Here is a 16891-nt window from a genome sequence, read left to right as displayed (position 1 = left end):
ATAAATATTACAATTGTTACATTTATATTACAACATGATTGGCGTAAGTAAAAGAGAAATCTTGTTAATTTTTAAATATAATTTTAGTTTTCCATTAAATATACATAGTTTGTTCATATTATTCTTTTTGAAAGCGGCGTTGTAAATAGAAGGTCACTACTGTTACATACTTCATATTCCACGAACTGGCCTATTTAAAACCCAGCAGTTAATTCTTTTTCAATAACGGGACATGTTAATTCATTATATTTTCATTAATATCAAGATATGTACAAAGACCTCGAATTAACCGGGCAGCGCCTAAAAAAAATAAAATATAAAGGTTTGACAAACTTTCTAATCCTACCGTATTATAAATTATATACTTGAATACATTCTCCAAAGGGGAGTAGCTTTTACAACAATGTCGTCATTACGGAGCTCTTGCTCTCGGTGTTGTTGGCAGCATATTGTTGTTAGCCAGACCTTACCTATTGGTAAAGGTCTATTTTCTTTTAGTAAACCTTTACCAAAATGGTAAAGGTTTTTTTGTAGTCCAGATCATGCAGCCCTTACGGAAATGTATAAACATGTGGGTTTAGTAGAAAAACAAATAAATATAAATGGAGTGTATTAGTTGATACTTAGAAAATCTTTGTTACTTTTAGGGATAGGTTCTGCACAAATAGATTTAATCCTTCCGAAAAATACGTATAAATCTGGTGAATGCATAAATGGATATTTTTTGATTAAGGGTGGTACTCTTGCGCAAAGAATAAGGAGGATTGAATGTGATTTGATCATGGATACTCATTCTACGGGAATGGAAGAGATCCTTAAAACGAGCACCATTTTATCTACAAGGGAGATAAATTCAGGAGAAAGCAACGAAATTCCTTTCAACTTTTGTCTGCCTATATTGAAGGAGCCTTATAAGCGAGGGGTATCCTATCGCCTTAAAACGAGACTTATCCTTGATAAAGGGATAATAGGAAAGGATGATGACTGGATTTTAATCGATTCTGAATAAACGTGAAAATGGAGGTGAAAACATGAATATCTTGAAATTTTCTGAGCTTGCTATGGATTACTGGGAAGAATTTTTATTATTGAGGCTTTTCATATTGGCTTTACTGTTATTGGCGGTTTATTATATTTTGAATAAACTGGTTGAATGGTTCTTTAGAAGATCCAATTTTTTCGACGAAGAAGTCGAAAAAACAATACAGGGGGTTACTCGTTCTTCTCTTAGGTACGGTATTTCCGGGCTTTTCCTTATATATTTGATTGGACAGTTTATAGACCTAAAAGGAATCTTAGCTGGAGCTGGTATTTTAGGGGTCGTGATCGGTTTTGCCGCTCAGCAAATGCTTAAGGATATCTTATTGGGATTTGTAAGGCTTTCAGATAATGAATTCCGGGTGGGGAATTTCGTTACATTCAATGGGACAAGCTCTGGGACAATAGAAGAAATAGGTATCCGGTTCATGCAGATCAGGGAATGGTCAGGGAAATTGCTGACCATCCCACACAGTGAAATCAGGACGATTCAAAATTTTAATAAAGGGAGAATGCGGATCATTGAACGCATTACAGTAAGTTACCAAGAAAATCCTGAAAAGGTAAAACGGCTGTTGGAGGATATATGTATTATCTGTAATGATAAGTATGGTGAAAGCCTTCTAAGGCTAGAAGATGGTACACCTGAAGAGGATTTTAGATACATCGGCATTACGGATTTAAATCCGAATCTTAAATATGTTGGATATGAACTATGCATAGTCGGCCTTGTGAAACCTGATGATTACTTTGAAACATCGAGAAGCGTAAGGTTTGAAATGATGACTGCTCTACATGAGCATCAAATTCTAATGCCATCTTCCCATTTGCTTTTACAGGGCAATCCTAATCAAGAACGTATATTGGAGAACTGAAAAGAAGAAACGCAATTGCCTGAGGTATTCCAGGAATTATCATGAACTAATGATGGTGAGTGTAAGAAAGGATCGAAATTAGTGACAGTGCTGGGAACTTAAGGATATTAAACGGCTTCTTATAAAGAAAGTATTCGAATGTTAAAAATCTGGAGTGAAACTCGCTTTTTTTGGGTTTGTCTCCAGTCTGTGGCTTTCTTTAAAGGAAGCCTATTTTTTATGCGGGAAATTGAACAAACTTTTCCGGAAAATGATTTTATTTTTAAATTTTACCTTGATTTATCAGATTGAATAGATTATTATCAAATTAGCATAAAATGGAAGGGTGACCTTTAAACAATGATCATTTAATCCTATTCTTAAGAAAAAATGCGTGCTAAATACGAACTTTTTTCTGGATAGGATTAGTCTGTACTAAAATACAAACAAAGATCATTGTGTTCCGTCCATTTGGTTCTTTTGTTTTGTTAATTTTGTATTGTACTGCCTCCTGTCCAGAAATCTCACAGGAGGTTTTTATATGGAAAAAAACACGTCCGTAACATTAAGTAATAAAGAACCTAACATTTTTAAAAATCGTGTATTCCGGGCCATTATCTTTTCAGGCTTGTTTTTACAAATAGGGATATGGGTACGGAATTTTGCAGTTTTGTTATTCGTCATGGAAAAGACAAACGGGGATGCTTTTGCCATTTCCATGATATCAGTAGCGGAATTCGCTCCCATCTTTATTTTTTCATTCATTGGAGGGACGTTTGCGGACCGTTGGAGTCCGAAAAAAACGATGGTTTGGTGTGATATATTAAGTGCAATATCCGTATTTGCTGTGCTAATCTCGCTTATCTTTGGCAGTTGGAAAATGGTATTCTTCGCTACTTTGATTTCGGCGATACTTTCTCAATTTTCTCAGCCATCAGGCATGAAGCTATTTAAGATGCATTTGCCTGAAAGTCAAATTCAGACAGGGATGTCTGTTTATCAGACCGTCTTCGCAGTATTTATGGTTTTAGGTCCGATTCTCGGTACATTTGCCTTCCAATCATTTGGGATAAACATCTCTATTGCGATTACTGGTCTGGCGTTTTTACTTTCAGCTGGAGCACTCGCCTTTCTTCCAAAAGATCGTAAACTGAATGAAGAGACAGCAAAAACAACGTTATGGCAGGAAATGAAAAGCGGAGTGAGCTATGTGTTGCGAAAAAAAGAACTAAGTTTGCTTGGTTTATGTTTTCTGGCAGCCGGGCTTGGACTGGGTTTCATTCAGCCGCTTTCTATATTCCTTGTTACCGAACAACTGGAACTTCCTAAGGAAAATCTGCAATGGTTATTTATGGTGAATGGGTTTGGTATGATTTTAGGCGGAGCTGGGGTGATGATTTTTGCTAAAAAAGTGGCACCTCAGAGATTATTAGCTTTCGGAATGCTTGTGAATGCCATAGGATTAGCGGTAATGGGGCTTTCAACAAATCTTTGGATTACACTTACTGCCGAGTTCTTTAATGGGCTAATGCTGCCTTGTATCCAAATCGGGATCAATACATTGATATTACAGAGAACCGAAGGCGAGTTCATCGGAAGGGTCAATGGAATCTTGAGCCCATTATTCACTGGATCGATGGTTTTGACCATGAGTGCGGCAGGCGTGCTGAAAGAGCAATTTTCACTCGTCGCCATATTTGAAACCGCCGCTTTCTTTTTTATTCTAGGGATGTTTTTCATTTTGCCATTGTACAATCAAAAGGCCGAATCAAAACCACTGGAAATCCAATCGTAAGTATACTGCGGTGTGCCCACACCTCTATACAGCAATAGCCAAGAAAAGCAGCCTTATTGGCTGCTTTTCTTTTTACTGTTCAACTAACAAATTCTGGATTGACAATTATTTTTAGAGTACTGGTAAATACTAAAAATGGCTTGTTGGAACTTATGCATTTCATTTTCAAAAAAGTTAGGTGAATAGCTTAAATGAAAAAGGAGAAAAGTTAATGATCCTTAAAGACATATTGAAAGAAGCGATAAACTGGGATTTGCCGAAGGACGTTGAACATATATCCATCACAGGTGTAACCGATAACTCTAAAGAAATAAAAAAGGGATACCTTTTTGTTGCCGTAACCGGATATAAGTCAGATGGCCATAACTACATTAAAGATGCAATTCGTTTAGGGGCATCAGCTGTGATTGGCGATCGCGATATTAAGGGGTTGGAAGTTCCTTATTTACGAGTGGAGAACAGCCGTAAAGCATTAGGGCTAATCGCCAAAAGGTTTTATGGGGATCCAAGCAAGCAAAAAATAATGATCGGAATTACGGGTACAAATGGAAAAACCACAACGAGTTATATGCTTCAGCAAATATTGAAAGAAAATGGGGTAACCTGTTCCGTCATTGGTACTATACAGCATATTATCAATGGAAACAAAGTCGATTCCAATAATACGACTCCAGGTAGCATGGAGTTGAATTCCTTACTGGCTGCAAGTAGGGACATGGTTGTCATAATGGAAGTGTCTTCACATGGATTAGCTCAATACCGTTTAGAAGGAATTTAATTTGATTTCTGTGTCTTCACGAATTTGTATCATGACCATCTCGACTTCCACGGTACGATGGAGGATTATTTCCTGGCAAAATTACTTCTTTTTGAAAAATTGAAGCCTAATGGTCTTGCGATCATCAATGGGGATGATTTTTGGGGAGAAAAACTACAAGAATACTTACGGGAAAAGAATGTCAGTGCCTTTGTATTTGGAAAATCCAAACGCTGCGATTTAACCATCACCAATTATAATACTGCAACAAACCCCTTTATTATATTGAATGAGAATCATGACTTTGTGAAAATTGAGTTACCTATACCTGGACTTCATAATTTATATAACGCAACTGCTGCCTATTCCGTAGCGAAGATGTTTCCAATTTCAAGAGAGGACATTCTCACTTCATTGAAACAATTTTCCGGTGTGCCTGGAAGGTTTGAAATGTATAAGAAAGAATATGGGCCGACAATCGTCATCGATTATGCACATACTGCAGATGCCATACATCACATGCTTCAAACTGCCAAAGAATGCGGGGCCAAAAAGATTTATCATATCTTTGGTTTCCGGGGTGGACGAGATACAACCAAAAGGGCTGAAATGGTTAAAGTATCATCTGAACATAGTGATGTTTCGATTTTGACGATGGATGATCTGAATTCGGAGGGAATGGAGGGGATGGAATCGTCACTAAATAAACTGCAAAGCGATTACTCTGCTGGAAATGGGAAAGTTATTCCAGATAGGACACTTGCTATCCAGGAGGCGATACAAGCTGGAAAGGAAGGGGATTGGATTATCATTACAGGAAAAGGAATTGAGAAGTATGAACAAAATTTCGGACTGCCTACTATTTCTGACAAAGAAACGGTATTATATCTGCAAAATAAAGACGAAGCGGACTTTATCGGTTATTTTGATCAATAGTTTGATTTTAACGAATGCTATTATAAAGGGTTAATACGACGTCCATTCCCTTAGTCAGCCATAGGTTATTAATATGGTGATTATTAACATTGTAACATATGAGGAATTCAGGTATTATAACAATACAAGCTGCACTGTTCGTAATGATAATAAAGTTTTAACCTTTAAGCTGTAATAGGGAGTTTTATATTGAAACAGGAATGTTATGCCTCGTCACTGACTTGGACAACAGGATTATTTCTGCAAACACCCACTTTGAGGAGTGGTGGTTTAAAACTTTCTTACTGAATACGGCAATGGCGGCTTATATCTTTAAATGTTGAAGCCGGTCTCGGTCTGAGGCCGGTTTTTTGCTATTTTCAAATACCGTACAATAATTCTATGTACCGTTTTGATTTATTTTCACAGCCCTATAACAAATCCAGTGTAGGTTGCTTTGGCTTATTACATTTTCTAAAGACATTTACTCTTGTTTTGTATACCGGTTGGCATAACTAGAAGCGACGAAAGCATTGGGTTTAATTTTCGGTTCCACGCCCATTGATTCCATCCTGGCTACCATTTCTTTTACAAATTCACTTGTTTTGTTCCGCTTTCCAATCCCGATATCAATATGCCCTTCCATTGTGAACGTTGCCCCTTGGTATACAGCAGGCAGGACAATATCAATTAATTGATTTTTTCTTTCTTCCGTAAACAGTGATACAATCTCCTCTGTTAACGACAATTCTTGGGAAATACGTTCATGTAAATGCAGCATCCTTCTAGGAATCATCACTTTTCTTATACAACCCCATACACCTTTTCCGACCTGCCGTATCACGATGCCTGTGATGAAAACAGTATGTTTTTTATGTACTTGCGAATCTGTACCGACCATTAATCGATAGTTACCGGAAGGGTTTAATTTCATGAACTCAACAATATGAACGAATACCTCTTCAAATGACATGTCTTTTTTCTGAAGATTTTGAAATGGGATGTTATGAAATGGATATTGCTTCATATTATTGCACCCAACCTTTCTCCGGATATAATCAGATTATTAAATCTCATGCCGCTCATAACACATCATATGAAAAAGGTCCTTGTTTCGTGCTGTGGGAAGAACCCGCCTTCTAATGAAGATGCAATCATCATTTAAAGTTAATCTCGCTGAATAGATATCACCTCAAGTTTTATTTCTTCTATTTTAAACAAAAAAGACTGGAGGCAAAAGGAGTTTTATCTTGATGTTAAAACATGATTGGAGCGGGTGTTCGAGACTCCTGCGGGAAAAGTGCGTGCGTGGAGTGGAAATTAACGGACAAATATTACAACTGTAAACAAACTCAGTTATTATAGTCGTGTTTATCTACAGTCTGGAAGAGAAGCTTAAGCATTAGGCTTCTCTTTTTTTGTATGGAGATATTTCGAAAAGTTATTGGAGGTATTCTTGGTATATCACCTGCCATAACTGAAAAGTTAAACAAGCTTGGGACTATACCTCACCTAAGTAAACCACATTATCATTCAATTTATATAAGAAAAAAGAAATGAAATTATTAAATTTTGACCAATAACGACTTCAAAGTATTCACATTTTATAACTTACAAAAAAAGTGTGTAATGTTTTCTGACATAAACAAAGAAATCTTGCTTTTATAAGAGTAAAATAAACGAATATTCAATTAATAAAGTATTGGAGAGATGAAAAGTGAAAATATCTGAATTGAAAAAAAGCGGTCATGCTCCGTCATTATTAGCTTCATTCCTTTATTTTGATATCAGTTTTATGATTTGGGTATTATTGGGTGCACTTGGTGTCTATATTACCAAGGATTTCGGACTTTCCCCAGCTGAAAAAGGCATGATAGTAGCTATTCCGATTTTAGGAGGCTCGTTTTTTCGAATCGTCCTTGGTTTATTGACTGATCGCATCGGACCGCGGAAAACAGCAATCGGCGGGATGCTTGTTACGATGATACCGCTTTTTTGGGGTTGGTTATTCGGCGAAAGTTTAGCCGAGCTTTATTTAATTGGGATTTTGCTCGGAGTGGCAGGTGCAAGTTTTGCTGCAGCACTTCCTATGGCTAGCCGCTGGTATCCCCCGCATTTGCAGGGTCTAGCGATGGGCATTGCGGGAGCCGGTAACAGCGGAACTCTTTTTGCGACATTGTTTGGACCGCGTATTGCAGAGTCTCTTGGCTGGCATAATGTTATGGGATTAGCTTTGATTCCTTTAACCATTGTATTTGTCATTTATATTTTAATCGCAAAAGACGCACCATCTCAACCGCCTGCAAAACCACTCAAGGAATATTTCAATGTATTTAAAATAACGGATACGTGGTATTTCTGTATTCTTTACAGTGTGACTTTTGGAGGGTTTGTCGGGTTTACTAGCTTTCTAAGCATCTTTTTTGTTGATGAGTATGGGTTAACACGAATAAGGGCTGGCGAATTTGTTACATTATGTGTCATCGCCGGAAGCTTCTTTCGTCCTGTCGGAGGATTTATTGCCGATAAAATAGGTGGAGTTAAGCTGCTTATGTTTTTGTTTATTGGACTCACATTATGCATGTTTGGGATTAGTTTTCTTTATTCCCTTACTGTCGTTACGATCCTGCTGTTCATCGGAATGCTATTTCTCGGTATGGGCAACGGGGCTGTCTTTCAGTTAGTTCCACAGCGATTTTCTAAAGAAATTGGTTTTATCACAGGAATTGTAGGAGCTGCCGGAGGTGTTGGCGGATTCTTGGTTCCAAACATACTAGGAACGTTAAAACAGATTACTGGCACATATGCTACAGGATTTTTAGTATTTTCCGCAGTTGGAATCGTGGCGTTGCTTATCCTGGGTCTAGCTCAGCTTTCATGGAGAAAAACGTGGGTACTCGGAAAGAATTCAGTTAAGATTTAGAACTTTGTTAACTAATTACATCGGCTTGTTACAGTACTTGTTTGGGGGGATAAAATGTTTAAACAAAAACTGGTCCTTATCGGGAACGGAATGGCGGGATTACGCTGTGTTGAGTCAATTATCAGGAATGATCCGGCTGCTTTCGAGATTACTATTTTCGGCAGTGAACCACACGTCAACTATAACCGAATCTTATTGTCGACTGTGCTCCAAGGCAACACTTCTTTTGAAGATATTACGATAAATGATCGAAACTGGTATACGAAGAATAATATCCAATTGTTCACAGGGGAAACGGTTGTAAAAATTGATAATGAGACCCGGAAGATAAAAACGGACAAAGAACGGGAAGTTTACTACGATAAGCTGATAATTGCCACAGGTTCTGTCCCATTTATTCTTCCTGTTACCGGTGTTGATAAAGAGGGCGTCATTGCATTTCGGACGATTGAAGATTGCCAAAAGATGATTGAAACTTCACGCAAACATAAAAAAGCAGTCGTCATCGGAGGCGGTTTATTAGGTTTAGAAGCAGCGAGAGGGCTGTTGAACCTTGGTATGGAAGTGCATGTCGTTCATATTGCTGACCATTTAATGGAAAGGCAGCTTGATTCAAAGGCATCACTTTTGCTGCAAAAAGAGTTGGAAAACCAAGGAATGAACTTTCTTTTAAAAAAGGAAACTCAGGAGATAATCGGCAACGAACGTGTAGAGTGCGTCCGTTTTAAAGATGGAACGGAGCTGGAGGCAGATTTGGTCGTTATGGCTGTGGGAGTCAGACCGAATATTCAGTTGGCCAAAGAAAGCGGAATTGATACAAATCGTGCCATTATTGTAAATGACTATTTAGAAACCAGCATCCCAAATATTTATGCGGTTGGTGAATGTGCTGAACATCAAGGCATTGTTTATGGACTGGTGAAACCTCTATATGAACAAGGTGAAGTGCTGGCAAAGCATATTTGTGAGATGAAATGTAACGGATACCAAGGGTCGGTCCTATCGACCCAGTTGAAAATATCAGGAGTTGAGTTATTCTCTGTTGGAGATTTCCTTGGTGATGAAACATCGAAATCAATCACAACTATTGATGAATTAGATGGTGTTTATAAAAAATTGGTTTTTCAAGGTAGAAAAATCATAGGTGCTGTTCTTTATGGAGATACAAACATGAGTTCACGATTACTCGATATGATTTTAAAGCGGAAAGAAGTATCGTCAGAGGAAAAGCGTGCACTGTTCCAATCACCAAGTACGGGTAAGGGAATAATCGCTTCGATGGCAAACCATGAAATCATTTGCAATTGTAATGCTGTTTCAAAAGGGGCAATCATTGAAGCGGTTCAAAAAAAGGGATTAACAACTGTGGAACAAGTTAAACAATGCACAAAGGCTTCCGGTTCTTGCGGTGGATGTAAGCCGGCAGTTACCGAGCTTTTGACCTATATTCAAAGTAATCTTTCTACTCATGATGAGAAACAAACTGCGTTTTGCTCGTGTACGACATTAACGGAAGATGAAGTCGTGTATAAAATGCAGCTCCAGGATTTAACATCCGTCCAAGAAGCGATGGATATTCTTGGATGGGAAAATACAGGAGGTTGTTCAACATGCCGGCCGGCCCTTAGCTATTATTTAGGGATGATTCATCCAGAATACGAGATCAGACAGCAAACCCTCTTCATTAATGAAAAAAAGAATGCAACAGTTCAAAGTGATAATCGATACTCTGTTATCCCGCAAATGTACGGCGGGATGACGAATGCGAAGGACTTGCGAAAAATTGCAAATGTTGCAGATAAATATGATATATCTCAGGTAGCGGTAACAAGTGAACAAAGGATTCATTTAATGGGTGTGAAAAAAGAAGACCTTCCAGGTGTGTGGGCTGATTTAGACATGCCGTTAAGTTCGAAATATGGTAACGCCGTTCAAAACGTCAAAACATGTATCGGTGAGCATGTTTGTTCTTGTGATAAACAGCAATCCCTTTTACTTGCTGTAGATTTGGAAAAAAGATTGGAGCATGTATCAACACCTTATCGTATTAAGATGGGCATATCTGCTTGTATGCATAACGGTGCAGGATCAACAACGAAAGATATAGGTGTTATGGGCGTTGACAGGGGCTGGGAAATATATGTGGGCGGAAGCAGCGGGCGTAATGTTCGTGCCGGTGAACTGTTATGTGTAGCCGGGACAAATGATGAAGCGATTGAAATCATCATCGGTTTTATTCAATATTATCGTGAAACAGCCAATTACTTAGAACGGACTTGGCAATGGATTGAACGAGTGGGTTTAATTCATGTTAGAGAAGTTTTGTTTGATAATGAACTTAGTCAGCAACTGTCTCAACGATTGGAAATGGCGTAGATCCGAGAATGAACTAAGAGGAAATACCTTTATATAAACGGATAAATGTTTGTAACATAAGAAATCAATGAGTAAAGGGTGAGGAGCCTTGACCGAATTATTATTAAAGTATTTCCGAACGAAGCAACAAGAGGTCCAATCAGAAAAACGATATGAAACGCAATGTCCATTTTGTAGTATGCAATGTAAGATGCAGCTCTTGGAACAAACAATAGTGACAAGAAAAAAGTATATGGCGATCGGAAAAGATAATCCAACCTCAGAGGGGCGCTTATGCATTAAAGGAATGAATGCACACCAACATGCTTTGCATAAAGATCGAATTAAATACCCATTACTTAAAAAAAATGGGGAATTTATTCGAATATCATGGGAGGAAGCATTAAGCCACATTAAGGAGAATTTCACTAAAATTCAAGCGGAAGATGGTGTATATGCATTATCTGTTTATGGGAGTGCATCCATTTCAAATGAAGAAGCATATTTGCTTGGGAAATTTGCAAGAGTAGCTTTAAAAACAAAGTATATAGATTATAATGGCCGTTTGTGCATGTCCGCAGCTGCTTCGGCAGCCAGCCAAACATTTGGTATGGACAGGGGCCTTACCAACAGCTTATCAGAGATTCCGTTCACAAAGTGCATAATCTTGGCGGGCACGAATATTGCGGAATGCCAGCCGACAATCATGCCTTACTTTGAGAAAGCGAAACAAAATGGGGCATATATCATTGCTGTAGATCCACGGGAAACAGCAACAACGAAAATGGCCGACTTACATCTAAAAGTAAAACCAGGGATGGATGCCGCCTTGGCAAACGGATTATTGAAAGTGATCATTGAAGAGGATTTTACTGATGAAGCATTTATCCGGGAACGTGCAAATGGCTACAACGAAGTTAAAGAGTATGTTACATCTTTAAAGTTGGAGGAAATTGCAGAAATGACAGGGGTGCCTAGCGACCAAATTCAAAAAGCGGCTGCAATGTTCGGGAAAGAAGAATCAGGAATGATTTTTACAGCAAGGGGAGTTGAGCAGCAAACAGATGGTTCAGCGGCCGTCCGTAATTTTCTTAATATTCTTATTGTTACAGGAAAAATCGGAAAAGTGAATTCGGGCTATGGAGCTATCACTGGGCAGGGGAATGGACAGGGAGCAAGAGAGCATGGCCAAAAGGCAGACCAGTTGCCGGGGTATCGCATGATTGAAAATGAGGAACATAGATTACATATTGCAAGAATATGGGGTATTGATGAGGCTGATTTGCCGCGTAAAGGTGTATCGGCATACGAAATGATAGAGAAGATAAATGAAGGTGAAATTACCGGCATGTTTTTAATGTGTTCCAATCCAATTGTTTCGAATCCCAATGCTAACTTTGTCAAAAAGGCTTTGAAAAAATTAAAGTTTCTAGTCGCAGTAGATATGTTCGTTTCTGAAACTGCTAGATTGGCTGATTTGATTTTACCTACTTCGTCTTATTTAGAGGATGAGGGAACGATGACGAATTTAGAAGGACGTGTAACGTTGCGGGAAGCAAGTTTTTCATCTCCTGGGGAAGTAAAGCATGATTGGCAAATCATTTGTGATATAGCAAAAGTTCTTGGAAAAGGGGAGCATTTTCCCTTTCAATCTGCAAATGAGATATTCGAAGAATTAAGAGTGGCAAGCCGCGGAGGGACCGCTGATTATTATGGTATAACGTATGATCGCTTAAGAAAAGAAGGAGGCATATTGTGGCCATGCCCAACCATTGACCATAAAGGGACAAAAAGGTTATTCGAAACTTCTTTTGCCCACCCGGATGGAAAGGCGGCCATGGTTGTGGTTAATAATGTGCCTCTTGTTCCAAAAGAACAGCCATGTATGGAATTTCCGCTTTATTTAACAACAGGAAGAATCATGTCACATTATTTAACAGGAGTACAAACGAGAAAAAGCTCATCATTAGCCGCAAGATATTTTGAATCATATATGGAAATCCATCCGGAAACAGCCAAGAAATATCATATTACAGACAATATTTTGGTGAAAATCGAATCAAGGCGGGGAAGTATTGTTGTAAGAAGCAAGTTGTCAGCAACCATTCGCCATGATACTATTTTCGTTCCTTTTCATTGGGCAGACTCCCAAAATGTCAATCTCCTCGTTTCACAGGATTTAGACCCGACATGCAAAATGCCTGGCTTTAAAGTCAGTGCTGTAAAAGTACATCCTATATTAGAGTTAACGTCTCATTAAGGGGAGGTTTTCTTCCCATTCACCATAATTTTTTTTGGTTCTACCATAATCGAATCATGACTAAACAACAAAAGGGGATCAAGGATGGAAAAAGGTAAGGTCTATATTGTTGGTGCCGGTCCTGGTGATCCGGACTTAATTACTGTCAAGGCAATCAAATGCATCGCGGAAGCGGATGTCATCTTGTATGATCGATTGGTAAATCGTGAATTGTTTTTGTACAGTAAACCTGAAGCTGAATACATTTATTGCGGTAAAGCGCCTGGTCTACAATGTGTCCCTCAAGAGGACATTCATCAATTGTTAATAAGTAAATCAATGGAGAGAAAAACGATTGTTCGTCTAAAAGGGGGAGATCCTTTCATCTTTGGTCGAGGGGGCGAGGAAGCAGAAGTGCTAGCAAAGCACGGAATTCAATTTGAAATAGTCCCTGGAATCACATCTGGAATCGCTGCGCCAGCTTATGCTGGAATTCCCGTGACTCACAGGGAATGGGGGAGTTCCTTCGCAATTGTCACAGGACACTGCGTGACCGGCAAACCTGATAACATCAACTGGCATCATTTGGCACATGGTGTTGACACAATTGCTATTTATATGGGGATTAAAAACCTTCCATATATCTGTAAACAATTACGCTCCTGCGGAAAGAAGCCTGAAACTGCCATTGCTGTCATTGAACAAGGAACGACCGGTTTTCAACGAACTTTTACAGGAACATTTGATTCAATAGTGGGGATCGTTACAAGAGAGCAGGTTGCCAATCCCGCCATGATCGTAATAGGAGAAGTGGTGAATTTATCCAAGAAATTATCATGGTTTTCAGAGAAGTCAAAAGATAAGGATTTCGCTTAGAAAAGGAATGATTAGCTAGAATACTTTTACTGTAATGCAAAAGGAAAACTGGACATGAAAGTCATCATGTCCAGTTTAACAATGTTAACAGCTATTTTATAGATGTAAGGTGAATTTGTTACCTGGCTAATCGAAGTATGAAATATGGACAAGTGAATCGGCTAATAATTGCGGTTGCTTAGCGAAAATCAATTACGTAATCCGAAGTGTGCATTTAATTGGCCCTGCAGCATTTTTTTTCGCATTTTTTCCTGCTCAATTTTTCTGTTTTCTTTTAATTTTTCCTGCCTAATTTCATTGGTTTGCACTCCATCCTCTATTTTATCGGCAATTTCCACTAATGCCTTGACGTCGGAAAAAGAGTATTTACGGTTCCCCCCCTTAGATCTTTCGGGGAAAACGAGTTTTCTTTCTTCATAGTACCGGATTTGTCTATCGGATAGTCCGGTTAATTCTCTGACAACCCCTATGGAAATTACTTTTCTGTCTAAATAAGATTCTTTTTGCTGGACGATGAAAATCACCTCATTTTGGATTTATGCTGAATCAATAAGGATATTATATCCTAATTTTCTGAATATTTGTAATAAAAACTAACATTAATTATTAATTTTAAAAAACTATGTAAGATTTTATAACACATTTATGGCATTAAAAAGTGACGTCACCTATAATCAATCATATCATCCTTTCAAAAAAATCTTATTGGAGGACAAAACATGGCTAAGCAGAAATTGGCACTCATTGGGAATGGTATGGCTGGAGTAAGATGTATAGAAGAAATTTTGAAAATTCAACCGGAAAAGTTTGAGGTGACTGTCTTCGGAAGTGAGCCGCATCCGAATTATGATCGAATCCAACTATCGAATGTATTGCAAGGGGCTACGACGATAGATGATATTACAATAAATGATTGGAATTGGTACAAAGAAAACAATATTACACTTTTTTCAGGTGAAACAGTCACGAACATCGACACCACTAAGCAAATCATATATTCAGATGCAAATCGTGAAGTCGCATATGATCGATTAATTTTAGCTACCGGATCAATCCCATTCATTCTACCGATAAAGGGGGCTGATAAAAAAGGAGTGACTGCCTTTCGAAATATTGAAGATTGTGAAAAAATGATCGAATATTCCAAAAACAATAAAAAGGCTGCAGTCATTGGTGGAGGATTGCTGGGTCTTGAAGCAGCAAGGGGGCTTTTGAATCTAGGTATGAAGGTAGATGTAATTCACCTTTCTGAATATTTGATGGATAGGCAGTTAGATCCAACAGCAGGAAAAATGCTGCAAAGGGAACTTGAAAGTCAGGGAATGAATTTTTATCTTGGGAAACAGACCCAGGAGGTTTTAGGTGAATTTGATGTCAAAGGATTACGCTTTAGTGATGGCGAGGAAATCAGCGCCGATTTAGTGGTCATGGCAGTTGGGATTAAGCCAAATGTTGCAATGGCCCAAAATTGCGGCATCCCTGTCAATCGAGGAATTATCGTGAACGATTATATGGAGACAAGAATCCCGAATATTTTTGCGGTTGGTGAATGTGCGGAACACCGTGAAATGGTATATGGTTTGGTTGCTCCCCTATATGAACAGGGCAAAGTATTGGCCAAAAGGATTTGCGGGTTGATAGACAAAGCTTACGAGGGTTCAGTGCTGTCCACTAAGTTAAAAATATCTGGTGTTGATGTATTTTCGGCTGGAGAAATTTTCGAGGATGAACAAGCTAAATCAATCAAGGAATTTAATGAATGGAATGGCACTTACAAAAAAGTAATGATTCGAAATGGGAAAATTTCTGGTGCCGTATTATTCGGGGATACAAAGGAAAGCAATAACCTATTGAGCATGATCAATAAAAATGCCGACGTTTCGGAGTATTTAAATGCTGGAACAAGTGAACCCAGTGTTAGCCTTGTCACTTCGATGTCAAATGAAGAAATCATCTGTGGTTGTAATGGTGTAACCAAGGGCGATATTGTGACGGCTATCGAATCTAATGGGTTAACAAGTATTGAGGAAGTAAAAGGCTGCACAAGTGCTTCGAGATCATGCGGAGGGTGTAAGCCATTAGTCGGTGATATTCTAGAGCTGACATTAGGCGCTGAATTCAGTAAGTCAAACCAGAAGGAATCCATATGCACGTGCACCACATTATCCAGAGATGAGGTTGTTTCTGAAATACGCGAAAAAAATCTGACCCATACTCGAGAAGTCATGAATGTTCTTGGCTGGAATACAAGTGATGGTTGCTCGAAGTGTAAACCGGCACTGAACTATTACTTAGGCATGATCCATCCTGTTGACTATGAAGATGAAAAAGAATCCCGCTATGTCAATGAAAGACTACATGCAAATATTCAAAAGGATGGTACATTTTCCGTTGTGCCAAGAATGTATGGCGGCGTCACTAATCCTGATCAATTACGGAAAATAGCAAATGTTGCCGATAAGTATAATGTTAAGTTACTTAAGGTTACAGGCGGGCAAAGAATAGATATGTTCGGCGTTGAAAAAGAAGACCTTCCAAAAGTATGGGCTGACCTGGATATGCCTTCTGGATATGCTTATGGAAAAACCCTTCGAACTGTGAAAACATGCGTCGGTGAAAACTTTTGCCGCTTTGGCACCCAAGATTCAATTGGGCTGGGCATTGCCCTGGAGAAGAAATTTGAACGTGTAGGCACTCCGCATAAGGTTAAGATGGCTGTGTCGGCATGTCCTCGTAATTGTGCTGAATCCGGCATCAAAGATCTTGGTGTTGTCGGAGTGGACGGTGCATGGGAAATTTATATTGGCGGCAACGGCGGAACCCATTTAAGAGCTGCTGAATTATTATGCAAAGTGAAAACAAGTGATGAGGTAATTGAAATTACGGGTGCATACATCCAACATTATCGAGAGACTGCCAATTATTTAGAAAGAACATCTGTCTGGGTTGAGCGTGTAGGGTTCGATACCATTAAGGCGATTATTGGTGATAAGCAAAAAAGAATGGAGCTTAATCAACACTTGGATGAGGCCTTATCAGTATTACAAGAACCGTGGAAAGAAATCATTGAGAGCAATGCGATCCAAACCGGTTTATTTCAAAAAGTGAAAATTCCAGCTATATCAAATAAATGAATAAG

General features: G+C 38.7%; 11 protein-coding genes, 1 other RNA gene and 1 pseudogene. 11 read left to right on the top strand and 2 right to left on the bottom strand.

The window, feature by feature from the left end:
- Positions 1–616: 616 nt before the first annotated feature.
- The 6 genes and pseudogenes from ABC374_RS11685 to ssrS all read left to right on the top strand — a co-directional run bounded on the left by ABC374_RS11685 (position 617) and on the right by ssrS (position 5690).
- On the top strand, positions 617–1009 hold the full coding sequence (locus ABC374_RS11685; protein WP_063594970.1) for a sporulation protein: 393 nt from the start codon (positions 617–619) through the stop codon (positions 1007–1009).
- 22 nt (positions 1010–1031) lie between these two features.
- On the top strand, positions 1032–1913 hold the full coding sequence (locus ABC374_RS11680; RefSeq protein WP_350302740.1) for a mechanosensitive ion channel family protein: 882 nt from the start codon (positions 1032–1034) through the stop codon (positions 1911–1913).
- Positions 1914–2433: 520 nt separating this feature from the next.
- On the top strand, positions 2434–3687 hold the full coding sequence (locus ABC374_RS11675) for an MFS transporter (RefSeq protein ID WP_350302739.1): 1254 nt from the start codon (positions 2434–2436) through the stop codon (positions 3685–3687).
- 211 nt (positions 3688–3898) lie between these two features.
- A pseudogene (locus ABC374_RS11670) lies at positions 3899–4804 on the top strand (Mur ligase family protein); the annotation flags it as partial.
- A gap of 18 nt (positions 4805–4822) precedes the next feature.
- Positions 4823–5380, top strand: coding sequence for a glutamate ligase domain-containing protein (locus ABC374_RS11665; RefSeq protein ID WP_413020328.1), 558 nt, complete (start codon positions 4823–4825; stop codon positions 5378–5380).
- 123 nt (positions 5381–5503) lie between these two features.
- A non-coding RNA gene (gene ssrS / locus ABC374_RS11660) (6S RNA) lies at positions 5504–5690 on the top strand.
- 153 nt (positions 5691–5843) lie between these two features.
- On the opposite strand, the gene ABC374_RS11655 is transcribed toward ssrS, so the two are convergent.
- Complete coding sequence (locus ABC374_RS11655) at positions 5844–6386, bottom strand: ribonuclease H-like YkuK family protein (RefSeq protein ID WP_230175939.1); 543 nt, start codon at positions 6384–6386, stop codon at positions 5844–5846.
- A gap of 690 nt (positions 6387–7076) precedes the next feature.
- Here ABC374_RS11655 and ABC374_RS11650 point away from each other — a divergent pair.
- From ABC374_RS11650 to cobA, 4 genes are all read left to right on the top strand, one after another.
- Positions 7077–8282 carry a nitrate/nitrite transporter gene (locus ABC374_RS11650; protein WP_413017861.1) on the top strand — a complete coding sequence of 402 codons (1206 nt, stop codon included), beginning with the start codon at positions 7077–7079 and terminating at the stop codon, positions 8280–8282.
- Between the two features lie 54 nt (positions 8283–8336).
- A complete protein-coding gene (gene nirB / locus ABC374_RS11645; protein WP_413017859.1) occupies positions 8337–10658 on the top strand; it encodes a nitrite reductase large subunit NirB in 2322 nt (773 codons plus the stop codon).
- A gap of 88 nt (positions 10659–10746) precedes the next feature.
- Positions 10747–12897 (top strand): assimilatory nitrate reductase catalytic subunit NasC, encoded by a 2151-nt coding sequence (gene nasC / locus ABC374_RS11640; RefSeq protein WP_413017857.1) that lies wholly within the window; start codon positions 10747–10749, stop codon positions 12895–12897.
- 84 nt (positions 12898–12981) lie between these two features.
- Positions 12982–13752, top strand: a complete 771-nt coding sequence (gene cobA / locus ABC374_RS11635; protein WP_413017855.1) for a uroporphyrinogen-III C-methyltransferase — start codon at positions 12982–12984, stop codon at positions 13750–13752.
- 188 nt (positions 13753–13940) lie between these two features.
- Here cobA and ABC374_RS11630 read toward each other — a convergent pair whose 3' ends face one another.
- Positions 13941–14267 (bottom strand): MerR family transcriptional regulator, encoded by a 327-nt coding sequence (locus ABC374_RS11630; RefSeq protein WP_137015855.1) that lies wholly within the window; start codon positions 14265–14267, stop codon positions 13941–13943.
- Between the two features lie 204 nt (positions 14268–14471).
- Between ABC374_RS11630 and nirB (ABC374_RS11625) the strand changes: the two genes are divergently transcribed.
- Positions 14472–16886, top strand: a complete 2415-nt coding sequence (gene nirB, locus ABC374_RS11625; RefSeq protein WP_413017853.1) for a nitrite reductase large subunit NirB — start codon at positions 14472–14474, stop codon at positions 16884–16886.
- Positions 16887–16891 lie beyond the last annotated feature (5 nt).

Origin of the sequence: Peribacillus phoenicis, from assembly GCF_047238085.1 — a bacterium.
Taxonomy (GTDB): domain Bacteria; phylum Bacillota; class Bacilli; order Bacillales; family DSM-1321; genus Peribacillus.
Note: the sequence above shows the minus strand (reverse complement) of the source record. Positions and strands in the feature narration are given on the sequence as shown.

Excerpts from the sequence above, each read along its gene's own strand:
- nirB (WP_413017859.1), top strand. The coding sequence starts at position 8,337 with ATGTTTAAACAAAAACTGGTCCTTATCGGGAACGGAATGGCGGGATTA.
- ABC374_RS11680 (WP_350302740.1), top strand. The coding sequence starts at position 1,032 with ATGAATATCTTGAAATTTTCTGAGCTTGCTATGGATTACTGGGAAGAA.
- nirB (WP_413017853.1), top strand. The coding sequence starts at position 14,472 with ATGGCTAAGCAGAAATTGGCACTCATTGGGAATGGTATGGCTGGAGTA.
- ABC374_RS11675 (WP_350302739.1), top strand. The coding sequence starts at position 2,434 with ATGGAAAAAAACACGTCCGTAACATTAAGTAATAAAGAACCTAACATT.
- ABC374_RS11655 (WP_230175939.1), bottom strand. The coding sequence starts at position 6,386 with ATGAAGCAATATCCATTTCATAACATCCCATTTCAAAATCTTCAGAAA.
- ABC374_RS11665 (WP_413020328.1), top strand. The coding sequence starts at position 4,823 with ATGTTTCCAATTTCAAGAGAGGACATTCTCACTTCATTGAAACAATTT.
- cobA (WP_413017855.1), top strand. The coding sequence starts at position 12,982 with ATGGAAAAAGGTAAGGTCTATATTGTTGGTGCCGGTCCTGGTGATCCG.